Consider the following 15,707-nt stretch of genomic DNA (forward strand, 5'->3'; position numbering starts at 1 on the left):
TCGAAGGGACAACGCTTCATGGGAGACATGGCGAACCGTATTGCCCTGGTGACGGGAGCCTCCTCGGGGATCGGGTTGGCCACCGCCGCGACGCTGGCCCGGGAAGGCGCCGACGTGGCAGTGCTGGCCCGCCCGGAGGACGACCTGTCCGAGGCGGTGCGGCAGGTGACGGCGTATGGCCGGCGGGCGCTTCCGGTGAGTGTCGACGTGCGTGATTCCGCCGCGGTGCGGGCTGCCTTCGCCCGGGCCGAGGCCGAGCTCGGGCCCATCGATGCCGTCCTGAACAATGCCGGAATCTCCCGTGTCGCACCGCTTGTCGACACCACCGACCAGGATTTCGACGACCTCATGGCGATCAATGTCGCCGGATCGTTCTACGTGCTGCGCGAGGCCGCACGGGTCATGCAGCCCCGCGGCGCCGGCGCCATCGTCAACACCGGCTCGGAACTTGCTCTCATGGGACAGCCCGGCTTCGTCGCCTATACCGCCACCAAGGGCGCCATCGTCGCGATGACCCGCAGCGCCGCAGCAGAATTGGTGTCCTGGGGCATCCGCGTGAACTCGGTGTGCCCCGGCACCACGCGCACTCCCCTGTTGATGGTCGAATTCGAGGACAGCGCCGATCCCGAGGCCGAGATCGCCGAAATCGCCTCCAGCGTCGCCGCCGGACGGTTCGGCGAGCCGCAGGAGATCGCCGAAGCCGTGGTGTTCCTGCTGTCCGACCGGGCCAGCTACGCCGTGGGCACGCATCTCGTCGTCGACGGTGGACGATCCACCTGCATCCCCGCCGGCAACATCGGCGTCTCCCAGAACGTCTGACCCACAAGGAGTTCCACATGACCGAGCAGAAGCCGTCCCGGCTGTACCGGGAGATGACGTGGCCGGAAATCGCCGCGGCCGCCGCCGCCGACATTCCGGTGGCCATTCCGATCGGCTCGACCGAACAGCACGGCCACCATCTCCCGGTCTGCACCGACTGGCTGATCCCCGAGAAGCTGCTGGAAGCCGCCAGCGAGCGGACCGATCTCATCGTCGGGCAGTTCGTGCCGTTCGGCTACCGGAGCCGGCCGGGAAGCGGTGGCGGACAGCATATTCCGGGCACGCTGTCGCTGCGGGCCACCACGTACATCGCACTGCTCGAGGACATCCTCAGTGAGCTGAAGCGCGCCGGCTTCCGCAACATCGTCCTCTACAACTGGCACTACGAGAACAGCGGCTTCATCTACGAACCGGCATTCCTGATCTCCGAGCGGCACCCCGAGTTGAAGATCCTCGTCATGGAGGACGCCAACCCGGACTTCACCGCCGACCGCCAGCACGCCATCTGGCCCGACGGCTTCCCGGGCCTGGCGCTCGAACATGCCGCCGTCATCGAAACGTCGCTGCTGCTGCATCACGCACCGCACCTGGTGCGCCCCGAGCACATCAAGGCCGACGCCCCCGAACGCGTCGTGAGCTACGACGTGCTGCCGATCGACACCCGCATGTCGACCGCCACCGGCACGCTGTCCTCGCCCGAGGCCGCCAGCGCCGAGAAAGGCAAGCTGCTGACCGAGTGGATGGTCGACCGGCTGGTCGCGATTCTCGATGAGGAGTTCGGGGACCGCCGGGACGGTTTGGCCTAAACCCGCAACGCCGAGGATTGCAGCCACATGGTGACCGCAATCCTCGGCGCTACGTCAGCCATGCAGGTGCAGCGGCGCTCCGGACACGGCCATCAGCGCCTCGCCCAACGCCTCGTTCTGCGTCGGGTGGGCATGGACGAACCGGGCAGCCTCGGCGGCCTTGACGCCCAGGTTGTAGAGCAGCTGCGCCTCGCCGATCAGCTCGGAGACCCCGGCGCCTATCATGTGCACGCCGACCACAGTGCCGGCGGGATCCACGACGAGCTTGACCGCGCCGGACGCTTTGAGGATCTGGCTGCGGCCGTTGCCGGCAAGGTCGTACGTCACGGTCTCCACGCCGTCGCCGTACTGCTCGCGGGCGGCGCCTTCGGTGAGGCCGACGGAAGCGATCTCTGGATCGCAGTAGGTGACCCGGGGGATGCCGAGTTCCGCAACGGCCTCGGGATCGCGTCCGGCGATCTGCTCGGCGACAAACAGGCCCTGCTGAAATGCCCGGTGCGCCAATTGAAGTCCGGCCACGATATCGCCGATCGCGTAGACGGTCGGCACGCTGGTGCGTAGCTTGTCGTCGGTCACCACGAAACCGCGGTCGAGTTCGACGCCCACCTCTTCCAGCCCCAGGTCCGCGGTGCGCGGACCCCGGCCGACCGCGACCAGCAGCACGTCGGCCGACAGCACGTCGCCGGACTCCAGCGTCACGTGGACCGCATCGTCGTCGGAGGTGACGCCGGTGACGAGAGCCCCGGTCTTGGCGGTGATCTTGCGGCGGCGGAACAACCGCTCCAGGTAGGCCGAGATCGCGGTGTCCTCGTTGGGCACGAGCCGGGGCAGGGCTTCGACGATGGTCACCTTGGCGCCCAATGAGGTCCACAGGCTGGCGAATTCGACGCCGATCACGCCGCCGCCGAGAATGATGGCCGAGGACGGGATGCGGTCCAGTTCGAGTGCCTGATCGCTGGTGAGCACGCGGTCCGAGGTCTGGATCATCCCGGGGACCTTGGGTGCGGACCCGGTGGCCAGGATGATGACGCCACCGCTGATGGTGGTGCCGTCGACCTCGACGGTGGTCGGCCCGGTCAGCCGGCCGCGGCCACTGATGACGGTGATGCCCAGGGCCGCAATCAGACCCGTCAGGCCCTTGTGCAGGCGCGACACCACGGTGTTCTTGAAGCCGTGCAACTTGGTGACGTCCACCCCGTCGAACGACGCGGTGATGCCGAATTGCGCTGCGGTGCGCGCGGAGTCGGCTACTTCCGCGGCGTGCAGCAGCGCCTTGGTCGGGATGCAGCCGCGGTGCAGGCATGTCCCACCGACCGCGGCCTCGTCGATCAGCACGACCGACCGTCCCAGCTGCGCGCACCGGATCGCGGCGGCGTACCCGCCCGGCCCACCGCCCAGGATGACGACGTCTGCTTCGGTCACTGCGTGCTCCTCTGTTCTTGGATGACGGTGCGGGCCTGCGCGTAGAGCGCACCCGCCCGGTAGGAGGACCGCACCAGCGGTCCGGACATGACACCGAGAAAGCCGATCTCGCGAGCGGCGGTGTCGAGGTCGTCGAATTCGGCTGGGGTGACCCAGCGTTCGACCGGATGATGCCGTGGGGTGGGCCGCAGGTACTGGGTGATGGTGACCAATTCGCAGCCGGCCTCGCGCAGGTCCCACAACGCCTGTAGCGCCTCTTCGGTGGTCTCCCCCATGCCCAGGATCAGGTTCGACTTCGTGATCAGGCCCGCACCCCGCGCTCGCGCCAGCACCCCGAGCGAGCGCTCGTAGTCGAAGCCCGGACGGACACGGCGGAAGATCCGCGGCACTGTTTCCAGGTTGTGCGCCAACACTTCTGGCGCGGTGCCGAAGACCTCGTCGAGCTGGTCGGGTGTCCCGGTGAAGTCCGGGATGAGCAGTTCGACACCGGCGCCCGGGCAGGTGGCATGGATCTGCCGGACGGTCTCGGCGTACAGCCAGGCGCCGCCGTCGGGCAGGTCGTCACGCGCCACTCCGGTGACGGTCGCGTAGCGCAACTGCATCTGCGCCACCGATTCTGCGACGCGGCGCGGTTCGTCACGGTCCAGCTCGGCCGGCTTGCCGGTGTCGATCTGGCAGAAGTCGCAGCGCCGCGTGCACTGGTCGCCACCGATCAGGAACGTCGCCTCACGCGATTCCCAGCACTCGAAGATGTTGGGGCAGCCCGCTTCCTGGCATACCGTGTGCAGGTCGTTGCGCTGCACCAGCGCGGACAACTCACGGTACTCGGGGCCGGTCCGAAGCCGGGCCTTCATCCAGGGCGGCTTGCGTTCCACCGGGGTCTGCGCATTGCGGACCTCGAGCCGCAGCAAGCGGCGCCCTTCTGGGGCGATGGTCATGTCAACTCAGCATTCGACGACGTTGACCGTGACGGCGAGGCCACCGGTCGAGGTTTCCTTGTACTTGGAGCTCATGTCCATGCCGGTGGCCCGCATGGTTTCGATGACCTGGTCGAGGCTCACCCGGTGGGTGCCGTCACCCCGCAGGGCCATGCGCGCGGCGTTGATGGCCTTGCCGGCGGAGATGGCGTTGCGCTCGATGCACGGAATCTGGACCAGGCCGCCGATCGGATCGCACGTCAGCCCCAGGCTGTGCTCCATCGCGATCTCGGCGGCATTCTCTACCTGTTGCGGTGTGCCGCCGAGGATTTCGGCGAGGCCGCCGGCCGCCATGGATGCCGCGGATCCGACCTCGCCCTGGCAGCCGACCTCAGCACCGGAGATCGATGCGCGTTCCTTGTAGAGCGATCCGATGGCGCCGGCGGTCAGCAGGAAGCGGACGGTGGCGTCGTCGGGATCGGCCTTGCCTGCCGCGGTGTAATGCAGCGCGTAGTACAGGACGGCCGGGATGATCCCGGCGGCACCATTGGTCGGTGCGGTGACGATGCGTCCGCCCGAGGCGTTCTCCTCGTTGACGGCGAGCGCGACCAGGTTCACCCAGTCCTCGGCGAACGCCGGATCGCGCTGGGGGTCTTCGGCATTGAGCCGCAGGAACCAGTCCTTGGCCCGGCGACGAACCATCAGGTTGCCGGGAAGGTAGCCGTCGCGGGACATCCCGTTGGTGGCACAGGCGAGCATCACGTCGCGGATGTGCAGCAAGCGCTCACGCACCTCGGTGTCGGTGCGAGTCGCGGACTCCTGGCCCATCATGGCCTGGCTGATGGAGATGCCGTTCCGCGCGGTGAGGTCCAGGAGCTCCGCCGCCGAGGTGAATGAGCCAGCACCACTGGCACGTTCGGGCGGATGTGCCAGGTCTTCTTCGGTCACCACGAAACCGCCACCGACCGAGAAGTACGTCTCGCTGTAGAGCACGCCGCCGTGTACCGACATGGCTGTCACCGTCATTGCGTTCGGATGACGGTCGAGCTGCTGCGTGGGGTGCAGGGCGATGTCGGATTCGGTGAGGGCGAGCACGATTCGCCCGCCCAGCCGGATCTTGCCCTCGGCCCGGATGACCGACAGCCGCCGTTCCATCTCGTCGGTCTCGATGGTCTCGGGCCGGTAGCCCTCCAGGCCGAGCAGGATGGCCGGCATGGTGCCGTGGCCGCCGCCGGTGGCGGCGAGCGACCCGTACAGATCGACGCGGACATCGGTGACGTGGTCGAGCACGTTGCGCGCGGTGAGTTGGTCGACGAACATGCCGGCCGCCCGCATCGGGCCGACGGTGTGTGAACTCGACGGCCCGATCCCGATGGAAAACAGGTCGAACACGCTGATCGCCATTACAACTCCGGGTAGAGCGGGAACTGTTCGGCCAGCGTACGCACCTGCGCGGCAAGATGTTCGGTATCGGCGCCACTGTCGGCGATGAGTGCGGCGGCGATGACGTCGGCGACGCGGGCGAACTCTGCGTCCCCGAACCCGCGGGCGGCGAGCGCCGGCGTCCCGATCCGCAGTCCCGACGTCACCATGGGCGGCCGGGGATCGAACGGCACCGCATTCCGGTTGACGGTGATACCGACGGCGTCGAGCCGGTCCTCGGCCTGCTGGCCGTCGATGGCCGCGTTGCGCAGGTCCACGAGCACCAGGTGCACATCGGTGCCGCCGGTGAGAACGGTGATCCCCGCGGCCTTCACGTCCGGTTGGCTCAACCGGTCGGCCAGGATCTGTGCACCCCGCAGGACGCGCTGTTGACGCTCTGCGAACTCGGGCTGGGCAGCCATTTTGAAACCGACTGCCTTGGCCGCGATCACGTGCTCCAGCGGACCGCCCTGCTGGCCGGGGAACACCGCTGAGTTGATCTTCTTGGCGATGTCGGCCTCGTTGGTCAGGATGACACCGCCGCGGGGCCCGCCGAGAGTCTTGTGCGTCGTCGAGGTCACCACGTGTGCGTGCGGCACCGGGGACGGGTGCAAGCCCGCGGCGACGAGCCCGGCGAAGTGGGCCATGTCCACCATCAGGTAGGCCCCGACCTCGTCGGCGATCTCGCGGAAACGGGCGAAGTCCAACTGACGCGGATATGCCGACCAGCCGGCAATGATCAACTGCGGCTGATGTTCCCGGGCCGCGTCGGCGACCGCATCCATGTCGACCAGGTAGTCCTCTTTCGAGACCCCGTACGCGGCGACGTTGTAGAGCTTGCCGGAGAAGTTCAGCCGCATGCCGTGCGTGAGGTGGCCGCCGCAGTCCAGCGACAGGCCGAGAATGGTGTCGCCCGGTTTGATCAGCGCGTGCATCACCGCGGCGTTGGCCTGCGCACCCGAATGCGGTTGCACGTTGGCGAATTCGGCGCCGAACAGGTCCTTCACGCGGGCGATGGCGAGCCGTTCGATGACGTCGATGTGTTCGCAGCCGCCGTAGTAGCGGCGGCCCGGGTAGCCCTCGGCGTACTTGTTGGTCAGTACCGACCCCTGCGCCTGCATCACGGCCAGCGGCGCATGGTTCTCCGAGGCGATCATCTCGAGGCCCAGGCGCTGACGGTGCAGCTCGTCGCCGATCGCCGCGGCGATCTCGGGGTCGAAATCTGCGAGCCGTTCATCCAGGATGCTCATGGCTAGCCCTCGTTCCGTGCGGCGTATTCGGCTGCGGTCAGCAGGCTTCCGGCCTCGGTGGCCTGCACTTCGAACAGCCAGCCCGCGTCGTAGGGATCGGCGGTGATGATGCTGGGATCGTCCACGGCATCGGAGTTGACCGCCGTGACGGTGCCACTCACCGGTGGGTACAGCTCCGAGACGGTCTTGGTCGATTCCACCTCACCGCACGTTTCGCCGGCGGTGATGATGGCCCCGACCTCGGGCAGGTCGACGTACACCAGGTCGCCCAGTGCCGCCGCGGCGACCGAGGTGATGCCGACGCGAACTGGAGTCCCGGGAAGTGCCGCACCGGGAGCGATGAGCACCCACTCATGTTCCTCGGTGTAGCTGCGGTCGTCGGGAATGGTGTTGGTGGCCATGGTGATCCTTGTCTGAAGTAGTGGGCTGAGCTCGGTTGGGCGCAGCTCAGGAGCGGCGATAGAACGGCGCGGGCGTGACTTCGAAGGGCTCCCGCCGCCCGCGGACATCGACCTGCACCTTGGTGCCCGGTTCCGCGAGCGCCGAGTCGAGGTAAGCCAGCGCGACGGGGTATCCCAGGGTCGGCGACAGCGTGCCCGACGTCACGGTGCCCACGACGGCGTCGTCGCCATGATGCACGGTGTACCCGGCACGTGCCGCCCGTCGGGTGTCACCCCTGAGTCCGACGAGGACCTGCGGGACGGCCTGCTGAGAAAGCTCTTGCAGCGCCTCACGTCCCACGAAATCCTTGCCGAGCCGTACGACCTTGCCGAGGCCCGCCTGGTAGGGGTTGGTGGTCAAGTTCAGCTCGTGCCCGTAGAGCGCCATCCCGGCCTCCAACCGGAGCGTGTCGCGGCACGCGAGGCCCGCGGGCACGCCACCCGCTTCCGTGGTTGCCGTGAGCAAGGCCTGCCACAGCGCGACGGCGTGGGCGTTGGGTACGTAGAGCTCGAAGCCGTCTTCACCGGTATAGCCGGTGCGCGCCAACAACACGTCGATGCCGCCGACCCGGGCTTCGGTCACCGCGTAGTACTTGAGATCCGCGACCGTGGCGCGCTGGTCTGCCGGCACGAGCGAGCTGACGATGGCGTCAGACGCCGGACCCTGTACGGCGATCAACGCGGTGGCGAGTGACTGGTCGTCGACCCGCGCGTCGAATTGCGCTGTGCGGCTGATCAGTTCACGTGCCACGGTCGGCGCGTTGGCGGCGTTGGCGACGACCAGGAAGTGCTCGTCGCCCAGCCGGTACACGACGAGATCGTCGATGACCCCGCCATCGGCATCGCACATCAGCGAGTACTTGGCCCTGCCGACGCCGATCTTGGAGGCTTCACCCGCCAGCGCGAAATCCAGGGCGGCGGCCGACTGCGGTCCGGTGACCGCGATCTCACCCATGTGCGACAAGTCGAACAGGCCCGCGACCGCGCGTACCGCGCGGTGCTCGGCGAGCTCGCTGCCGTACTTCAGCGGCATTTCCCAGCCGGCGAAGTCGGTGAAACTGGCTGCCAGGGCGCGATGTTCGTCCAGCAAGGGCGATGTGGGCTTCATACGAGGGCCTCCTCGAGGATGTCGGCGGATTCGATCTGGAACGCTTCAGGAGCGGGGCAGGAACAGGCCAGATTGCGGTCACCGTGGGCGCCGTCGATGCGACGGACCGGTGGCCAGTACTTGTTGCGCCGCAGTGTGGCAACGGGATACGCGGCGTACTGCCGGCTGTACGGCAGCGTCCACTCGGCGTCGGTGACCTGCTCGGCGGTGTGTGGGGCCTGCCGCAGCGGGCTCTGCTCCAGCGTCCACTCCCCTGAGCCGACGCGGCTGATCTCGTCGTGGATGCCGACCATCGCGGTGATGAACCGGTCCAGTTCGGTCAGGTCTTCGGACTCGGTCGGTTCGACCATCAGGGTGCCGTTGACCGGGAAGGACAGCGTCGGGGCGTGGAAACCGTAGTCGATCAACCGTTTTGCGACGTCCTCCGCCGTCACGCCGGTGCGCTTGGTGATCTCGCGCAGATCCAGGATGCATTCGTGCGCGACGAGTCCGGTTTCGCCCTTGTAGAGCACCGGGTAGCGGTCGGTGAGGGATGCGGCCAGGTAGTTGGCGGCCAGCACCGCGTTCTTGGTGGCCGCCGTCAGCCCCTCGGGACCCATCAACGCGAGGTAGGCCCACGTGATCGGGAGGATGCCCGCCGATCCGTAATTGGCTGCCGACACCGGTCCGGGACCCTCGACCGCCAGCGGATCGCCCGGCAGGAACGGCGCGAGGTGTGCCCGCACCGCGACGGGCCCGACGCCCGGACCGCCACCGCCATGCGGGATGCAGAACGTCTTGTGCAGGTTCAGATGCGAGACGTCGCCACCGAACTCACCCGGTTTCGCCAGGCCGACAAGGGCATTCAAGTTGGCGCCGTCGACGTAGACCTGACCGCCGGCGTTGTGGACGAGCTCGCACACCGTGCGTACATCGGCTTCGTACACACCATGCGTGGATGGGTAGGTCAGCATGATCGCCGCGACCCGGCCGGCATGTTCGGCGAGCTTGGCCTGCAGATCGTCATGGTCGATGTTGCCGTTGGCGGCCGTGCCGACGACCACCACGCGCATGCCGGCGAGCACCGCGGAGGCCGCGTTGGTGCCGTGCGCCGACTGCGGGATCAGGCAGATGTCGCGGTCGGCGTCGCCGCGGGACCGGTGGTATGCGTTGATGGCCAGCAGACCCGCGAGCTCGCCCTGCGATCCGGCGTTGGGCTGCAAGGAAACCCGGTCGTAGCCGGTGATCTCGGCCAGCCAGTCCTCCAGGTTCCCGATCAGTTCCAGATACCCGGCGGTCTGCCCGGCCGGGGCATACGGATGGATGCCGGCGAAGCCGGGCCAGCTGATCGGTTCCATCTCGGCGGCGGCGTTGAGCTTCATGGTGCACGAGCCCAGCGGGATCATGGTGCGGTCCAGCGCGAGGTCCTTGTCGGACAGTTCACGCAGGAAACGCAACATCGCTGTCTCGGACTGGTGGTCGTGGAACACGGGGTGCTGCAAATACTCCGAGGTGCGCAGCACGTCGAGCGGCAGTGCGCCGGCACCGGCGGGTGCGACGGGCGTCGCACCGAACACGTCGAGCACCTGGCGGATGACGTCGTCGGTGGTGCACTCGTCGCACGCGATCGCAACGTGATCGGCGTCGACGTGGCGCAGGTTGATGCCCGCGTCGTCGGCCGCCGCCACGATCTGTGCCGCCGCACCGGGCACCCGCACCAGCACCGTGTCGAAGAAGTGCTCGTGGACGATCTCCCGGCCGGCGGCCCGCAAGCCGTCGGCCAACGCGGCGGCATGGCCGTGCACCGCAGATGCGATGGCACGCAACCCTTCCGGGCCGTGATAGGCAGCGTACATCGCGGCGACGTTGGCCAACAGCGCCTGTGCGGTGCAGATGTTGCTGGTGGCCTTGTCCCGGCGGATGTGCTGTTCGCGGGTCTGCAGTGCCAGGCGATAGGCGGGCTTGCCGTCCACGTCGACCGAGACGCCCACGAGACGTCCGGGCAGCATGCGCTCCAGGCCAGAGCGCACCGCCATGTAGCCGGCGTGCGGGCCACCGAAGAACAACGGCACGCCGAACCGCTGGGCCGAGCCGACGGCGATGTCGGCGCCCTGTTCACCGGGGGCGGTGAGCAACGTCAGGGACAGCAGGTCGGCCGCGACCGCGGTGAACATGCCGCGGTCCCGCGCGGCCGCGATCAGTGGGGCGAGGTTTCGGACGACACCGCTGGCACCCGGTGCTTGGAAGACGACGCCGAACGCGTCACCGTCGGGCAGGGCGTCGGTCAGGTCGGCCAGGACCACCTCGATGCCGACCGCCTCGGCCCGCCCGCGCACCACAGCCACGGTCTGGGACAGGCAATCCGCATCGAGCACAACACGATTGGACTTCGCGGTCTTGTTGGCCCGGCGCATCAGCAGCACCGCTTCCATGACCGCGGTGGCTTCGTCGAGCAGTGACGCGCCCGCGACCGGCAGCGCGGTGAGGTCTTCGATGACGGTCTGGAACGTCAGCAGCGCTTCGAGCCGGCCCTGCGAGATCTCGGGCTGGTACGGCGTGTAGGCGGTGTACCAGGCCGGAGATTCCAGCATGTTGCGGCGCAGCACCGGCGGGGTGATGGTGTCGTGATAGCCCAGGCCGATCATCTGGATTCTGGTCTGATTCCGGTCCGCCAGGGCGCGCAGCGCGCCGAGCACCTGCTGTTCGGATCGCGCGGCCGGGAGCTGCAGACCGCCGGGGCACCGGATCTGCTCCGGCACCGCCGCATCGATCAGATCGTCGAGCGACGAGTAGCCGAGAACATCGAGCACATGCCGGCGGCCGGCGTCGTCAGGACCGATATGACGGTCACGAAAGCTGCTGTGGGCCTTGCCAATTGCAGTGCGGTCAAACATGAGGTGACTCCGGTTCGCGGGGCGTCGCTGACTGCTCGACGCATCGTTGGGTAGCACCTCCCCGCTCTGTCCTGAAACCTGAGAGTTTTGACGCGTGCGCGCCGTTCACCTTCGGTAAGCGTGGATCGATGGATCCGCACTGTTCTCCAGAGTTGCCTCATCGCTGCGGTATTTGGGCCTGAGAGTTTCCCGGGGAGGACTTGCTCCTACGGCGCCTCCGTTTTCCGGAGGTTCTCCCACAGCGCATTGTCGGCGTATTGAGTTGTCTGCGGCAATCGTAGCCTGTCAGGTCAGTGCGTTCGCAACCTCACCGTTGACCGGCAGACCGGTGCGTACGCCGGCGGCCATCAGGGAGATGATGTCGAAGACGACCGTTGCCGCTGCCACACAGGTGATTTCGGCGTGATCGTAGGCCGGGGCCACCTCGACGACATCGGCGCCGACGATGTTCAGGCCGGTCATCTTGCGCAGCATCTTCAGCAGTTCACGCGACGTGAGGCCGCCCGCCTCGGGCGTGCCGGTGCCCGGCGCGAAGGCCGGATCGAGCACGTCGATATCGATGGACAGATACACCGGCACGTCGGCAACGCGGCGCCGAACCACGTCGATGGCCGCGTCGATACCGATCACGTCGAGGTCGCCGGCGCGGATGATCTTGAAGCCCATGCGCGCGTCGTCGTCCAGGTCGATCTGGTCGTAGATCGGGCCGCGGATGCCGACGTGGATCGAGTGGTCCTCGATCAGCAGACCTTCCTCGAAGGCGCGCCGGAAGATGGTGCCGTGCGTGACGGGCGCGTTGAAGTAGGTGTCCCAGGTATCCAGGTGGGCGTCGAAGTGCACGAGTGCCACCGGTCCGTGTTTGGCATGCAGCGCACGGAGATTCGGCAAAGCGATGGTGTGGTCGCCGCCGATGGACACGATGCGCCGATCGCCGCCGCGGAGGATCTCGGCGGCATGATCTTGAATCTGTTGGCAGGCCTCGTCGATGTTGTACGGCGTGACGGCGACGTCGCCGGCGTCGACCACCTGCAGCTCCTGCACCGGCGCGACGCCGAGCTCGACGTGGTAGCCGGGACGCAGGGTGCGGGCGGCCTGCCGGACCGCCATGGGGCCGAACCGGGCGCCGGGCCGGTACGACGTGCCGCCGTCGAACGGCACCCCGAGGATGGCGATGTCGTAGTCGGACACCTCGTGGATGTCGGCGATGCGGGCGAATGTGCCCTTACCCGCGTACCGGGGCACCTTGGTGGCAGGCACCGCACCGATGATGTTGTCTCGCGTGCTCATCTGTCGTGTTCAGCCTCTCGACTCGCGGGGTGTTCGATTGCCAGCATCGCTGCCCGTGACGGCGGGTTGCGAGTGGTTTCTGCCATAAGCGGCGCGGGCTCGTTTGAGCATTCGCACAAGCGGAGTGTTCACAGGCGCTCGCCGACGGGTTCGGTGATGCGACTGCGGCACCGCGCGTACACGAACGCACCGACGATCCCCAGGCTCACCAGGCTGATCACCATGCTCCAGTTCACGAACCACGGCTGTCCGGGCTGCGTGCGCGGCCAGAGGACGTTGATCACCTCGAAGGCCAGCCACACGGCGGCCGCATACGTCACCGGCGCGCCCCAACGCCCCAGTGAGAAGACTCCGGGTACCCAGCGCCCCGCGAGGCGGGTGAGTGCGGCCGCGAAAACCGGCACGGCGAAAGCGATGTACGGACCCATCACCGAGAAGTTGACCAGCACGTTGTACAGATCGGAGCCGGCGAACAGCAGGAAGAACGCGGCGACGACGGCGGTGAGACCTATGGCGCGGATCGGCATGCGTTCAGGGCCACCGAGTTTCGACAGGAACGCGGCGCCCGGGAGGGCACGGTCGCGCGCCATGCCGTACACGGCGCGCGAGACCGCCGACTGCACGGCCAGGCACGCGGACATGAAGCCGATGACGAACATCACCAGCAGCGGCTTGGCGACGGACGAACCGAGCTGCGCCGTCAGCGTCGCCGAGACGGGGTCACCGCTCTGCGCGGTCAGTACCGCCGACAGGTCCGGGATCGCGAGAATGACGGCGGCCGCCGAGTACATGACGATGACGCCCACCAGCAGCAGCGCGAAGACGATGGCCTTGGGCACATTGCGCTCGGGGTTCTCCACCTCTTCGGCGATCGAGCCGGCGGACTCGAAGCCCAGGAAGGCCCAGCCGACGAAGGCGACCGCCACCAGCATCGTGCTCATGGTGCTGCCGGAGCTGTCGGGCAGGCCGTCGAACAGCGTCGAGATCGGGTTCACGCGGTGGAACAGCAGCAGCACGGTGCCCAGGACCACCGAGCCGACGATCTCGCAGATGATGCTGGCGACGATCATCACCTTGAGGACCTGACGGCCGATCATGTTGGCCGCGGTGGTGAAGCAGATGACGCCGATCGAGACGGCGGCGAGCAGCCACCGGCTGGGCGCCTCGACCCCGATGACCTCGAGCATGAATCCCGCGGCGGCATACGCCATGGTGGACAGCGTCAGCGTCAGGCCCCAGATGTACGCCCACGCCGCCGTCCAGCCCCGCGTCGTGCCCTTCACGTGCCGCGCCCACTGGTAGACACTGCCGGCGTACGGGAAACGCGATGCCAACTCACCGAAAACCAGCGCCACCAGCAGCTGACCGCACAGCACGATCGGGAACGCCCAGAAGAATCGCGGACCCGCCGCGAACAGGCCCAGTGCGAAGATGGCGTAGAGGGCCACGATCGGTGAGATGTCGGCGAAGGCCAGCGACAGCGCGGCACGAAATCCGAAGCCGCGGTTGAGAATGTCGTGACCGCGTTCGCGGGGTCGGGCCGCCACGTCGTCGGCAGCGCCTTCCAGGCTTCGAATTCCCACCAGTGTCCTTCCGGTTCGTGCACAAGTAGCCCCAGCGTGCTGAACACGGCGTGCCCGGAATACCCGTCGATCGATAGATGCGCGACCGGCCTCTTTGTGCGAACGTCTAATCCGGGGCACACAGGAGGTCGGCACATGCGCAGATGGGCCACCGCGCTGGCTGTCTCGGCAGTGCTCCTGGCGCCCGCGTGTAGTCCCAAGGTCGTCGGCGGCTACTACGTCGAGGACGGCAAGGTCTACTGGACGGGCGGCATCGACTCGTCACCTCGCGAAGTGGCCGGCGCGGACGCCGGCTCCTTCAACAAACTCTCCAGCGGCTACGCACGCGACAAGTCACACGCCTATTACCGCGGGGCTCAGATCGCCGGTGCCGACGTCGCCACCTTCGACTGGCTGAATTACGGCTGGGCCAAGGACCGGAACCACATTTGGGCGGGCACCCTGCCCCTCAGCAGCGACCCAGACCACTTCGAGACGATCAACGGCGATCTGGCGAAAGACGGTCGGGCCGTCTACTGCAAGGACCGTGCGATTTCAGACGATCCGGCGCACTTCGAGATCCTGCGCGTCTCCCGCGACGACCGAAACCTGGACTACACCAAGGATATTCACGCCGTGTACTACCGATGTGACGTGATCCCCGGGGCGGACGCGGCAACCTTCCGTCGGCTCAACGACAGTGTGTTCAGCTACGCCGTCGACGATCAGCGGGCGTACTACCAGGACCGGCCGATCCCCGGCGCTGACCCGCATACGTTCCGGGTGCTGTACGACACCGCCAACCAAGGCTGCGCCGCCGACGCGAACCATGCGTACCGCTGGGACACCGTCATCCCCGACGTCGATCCGCACGGCTTCCCACCCGGCAAGCCGGTGACCGGATGCGACGCGACGCAGGTTACGTTCGGGCCATGACAGCTGACCATGGAGAACCGCGCCGACCGAGCCGGTTCCTCGTCATTGGAGCGGTGTGCGTTCTTGTGGGGGCGGTACTGGCGGTGATCGCCATGAAGACACACGGGTTCGGCCTCGTCCGCCCGGAGCCGCGTCGCGCGCAGGACGTCGCTCGCGACAGGTGCCAAACCGACGTGCGTAAGCAATTGGCGTCGCCCGAGTCGGCCCAGCTTTCCGATGTGCGCGCGGTTGCCGGCACGCTGGAGACCGATGGACAGGACATGTTTCCGCTGATGACGGACGAACCGCTGAAAGGCGTTGACCACAGCCGCATCACCGTGTGGAACGTGTCGGGAATGGTCGACGCCAAGGCGGAAGCAGGCGACACGATTCATGATCCCTTCACCTGCCGCGCCTACTTCGTCGACGGCAATCTGGCCGACACCCTGGTTCTGTTCGACCACGCCCACTAGAGCTCCGACTCACGCGGCGGTGGGATGTCTTGTAGCTCTGTGGGTTCGGCGGCCTGTGCAGCCTCGGCGGTTTCGCGTTCTTGGCGTTCTTTGCGTTGGCGGTCGAAGGCTTCTTGTGCGGCTTCGCGTTCGTCGATGTCGGCTTGGTTGAGGGCGCGTTCGTAGGCGATCTGCTGAGCCTGGTTCTGGGCGCGGGTGCGGCGGCGGATGGGCATCATGATGCCCCGGCCGGGCGCCGGTGGGGTGTCCAGATCGGGGGCGTCTTGCGGCGGCAGTGGGCCCGGTAGTGGGGTGTCGGTGACCGTGCGGGGGAACAGGATTCGGCTTTCGGGCACGCTGGTGTAGGTGTGGCCGGTGGGTGCGGTCCACACGATGGTGCCGTCCGGTTGTTGACGGTCCTGCCAGCCGTCGGG

Annotated in this window: 13 protein-coding genes, 1 pseudogene and 1 riboswitch; of the genes and pseudogenes, 4 read left to right on the top strand and 10 right to left on the bottom strand. The window is 67.5% G+C overall.

From position 1 onward, the window contains the following. The first annotated feature begins 27 nt into the window (after positions 1 to 27). Together BR47_RS0106140 and BR47_RS0106145 are read left to right on the top strand one after the other, a co-directional pair. Positions 28 to 819, top strand: coding sequence for an SDR family NAD(P)-dependent oxidoreductase (locus tag BR47_RS0106140; protein ID WP_036426737.1), 792 nt, complete (start codon positions 28 to 30; stop codon positions 817 to 819). 17 nt (positions 820 to 836) lie between these two features. Beyond that, positions 837 to 1,625 (top strand): creatininase, encoded by a 789-nt coding sequence (locus BR47_RS0106145; RefSeq protein WP_029118916.1) that lies wholly within the window; start codon positions 837 to 839, stop codon positions 1,623 to 1,625. Between the two features lie 54 nt (positions 1,626 to 1,679). Here BR47_RS0106145 and lpdA read toward each other — a convergent pair whose 3' ends face one another. The 9 genes from lpdA to BR47_RS0106190 all read right to left on the bottom strand — a co-directional run bounded on the left by lpdA (position 1,680) and on the right by BR47_RS0106190 (position 13,927). Further along, positions 1,680 to 3,047 (bottom strand): dihydrolipoyl dehydrogenase, encoded by a 1,368-nt coding sequence (gene lpdA, locus BR47_RS0106150; protein WP_029118917.1) that lies wholly within the window; start codon positions 3,045 to 3,047, stop codon positions 1,680 to 1,682. Next, complete coding sequence (gene lipA / locus BR47_RS0106155; protein ID WP_029118918.1) at positions 3,044 to 3,985, bottom strand: lipoyl synthase; 942 nt, start codon at positions 3,983 to 3,985, stop codon at positions 3,044 to 3,046. The genes lpdA and lipA overlap by 4 nt, the downstream gene beginning before the upstream one ends. 6 nt (positions 3,986 to 3,991) lie before the next feature. Continuing rightward, a complete protein-coding gene (locus BR47_RS0106160; protein ID WP_029118919.1) occupies positions 3,992 to 5,368 on the bottom strand; it encodes an L-serine ammonia-lyase in 1,377 nt (458 codons plus the stop codon). Beyond that, on the bottom strand, positions 5,368 to 6,636 hold the full coding sequence (glyA, locus tag BR47_RS0106165) for a serine hydroxymethyltransferase (protein WP_020100460.1): 1,269 nt from the start codon (positions 6,634 to 6,636) through the stop codon (positions 5,368 to 5,370). The genes BR47_RS0106160 and glyA overlap by 1 nt, the downstream gene beginning before the upstream one ends. 2 nt (positions 6,637 to 6,638) lie before the next feature. Beyond that, the gene (gene gcvH, locus BR47_RS0106170) at positions 6,639 to 7,037 is read right to left on the bottom strand and encodes a glycine cleavage system protein GcvH (RefSeq protein ID WP_029118920.1); all 399 of its coding nucleotides are present in this window, start codon (positions 7,035 to 7,037) and stop codon (positions 6,639 to 6,641) included. 46 nt (positions 7,038 to 7,083) lie between these two features. Next, positions 7,084 to 8,184: a glycine cleavage system aminomethyltransferase GcvT gene (gene gcvT, locus BR47_RS0106175; RefSeq protein ID WP_029118921.1), complete on the bottom strand. Its 1,101-nt coding sequence runs from the start codon at positions 8,182 to 8,184 to the stop codon at positions 7,084 to 7,086. After that, entirely contained in the window at positions 8,181 to 11,057 is a 2,877-nt protein-coding gene (gene gcvP / locus BR47_RS0106180; protein WP_029118922.1) for an aminomethyl-transferring glycine dehydrogenase, read from the bottom strand. Before gcvP ends, gcvT begins: the two co-directional genes overlap by 4 nt. 156 nt (positions 11,058 to 11,213) lie before the next feature. Continuing rightward, positions 11,214 to 11,306, bottom strand: a riboswitch (glycine riboswitch). Positions 11,307 to 11,342: 36 nt separating this feature from the next. After that, positions 11,343 to 12,344, bottom strand: coding sequence for an agmatinase (speB, locus tag BR47_RS0106185; protein ID WP_020100464.1), 1,002 nt, complete (start codon positions 12,342 to 12,344; stop codon positions 11,343 to 11,345). A gap of 128 nt (positions 12,345 to 12,472) precedes the next feature. Continuing rightward, on the bottom strand, positions 12,473 to 13,927 hold the full coding sequence (locus tag BR47_RS0106190) for an amino acid permease (RefSeq protein WP_231506669.1): 1,455 nt from the start codon (positions 13,925 to 13,927) through the stop codon (positions 12,473 to 12,475). Positions 13,928 to 14,062: 135 nt separating this feature from the next. Here BR47_RS0106190 and BR47_RS0106195 point away from each other — a divergent pair, with 135 nt between their 5' ends. Then, positions 14,063 to 14,842, top strand: a complete 780-nt coding sequence (locus BR47_RS0106195) for a DKNYY domain-containing protein (protein WP_020100466.1) — start codon at positions 14,063 to 14,065, stop codon at positions 14,840 to 14,842. A 92-nt stretch (positions 14,843 to 14,934) separates the two neighbouring features. Next, complete coding sequence (locus BR47_RS0106200; RefSeq protein WP_231506673.1) at positions 14,935 to 15,294, top strand: hypothetical protein; 360 nt, start codon at positions 14,935 to 14,937, stop codon at positions 15,292 to 15,294. Here BR47_RS0106200 and BR47_RS33470 read toward each other — a convergent pair. Continuing rightward, positions 15,291 to 15,707, bottom strand: a pseudogene (locus BR47_RS33470) (HNH endonuclease); the annotation flags it as partial. The gene BR47_RS0106200 and the pseudogene BR47_RS33470 overlap by 4 nt on opposite strands.

This window comes from Mycobacterium sp. UNC410CL29Cvi84 (genome assembly GCF_000686745.1).
GTDB classification, from domain to species: Bacteria; Actinomycetota; Actinomycetes; order Mycobacteriales; family Mycobacteriaceae; genus Mycobacterium; species Mycobacterium mucogenicum_B.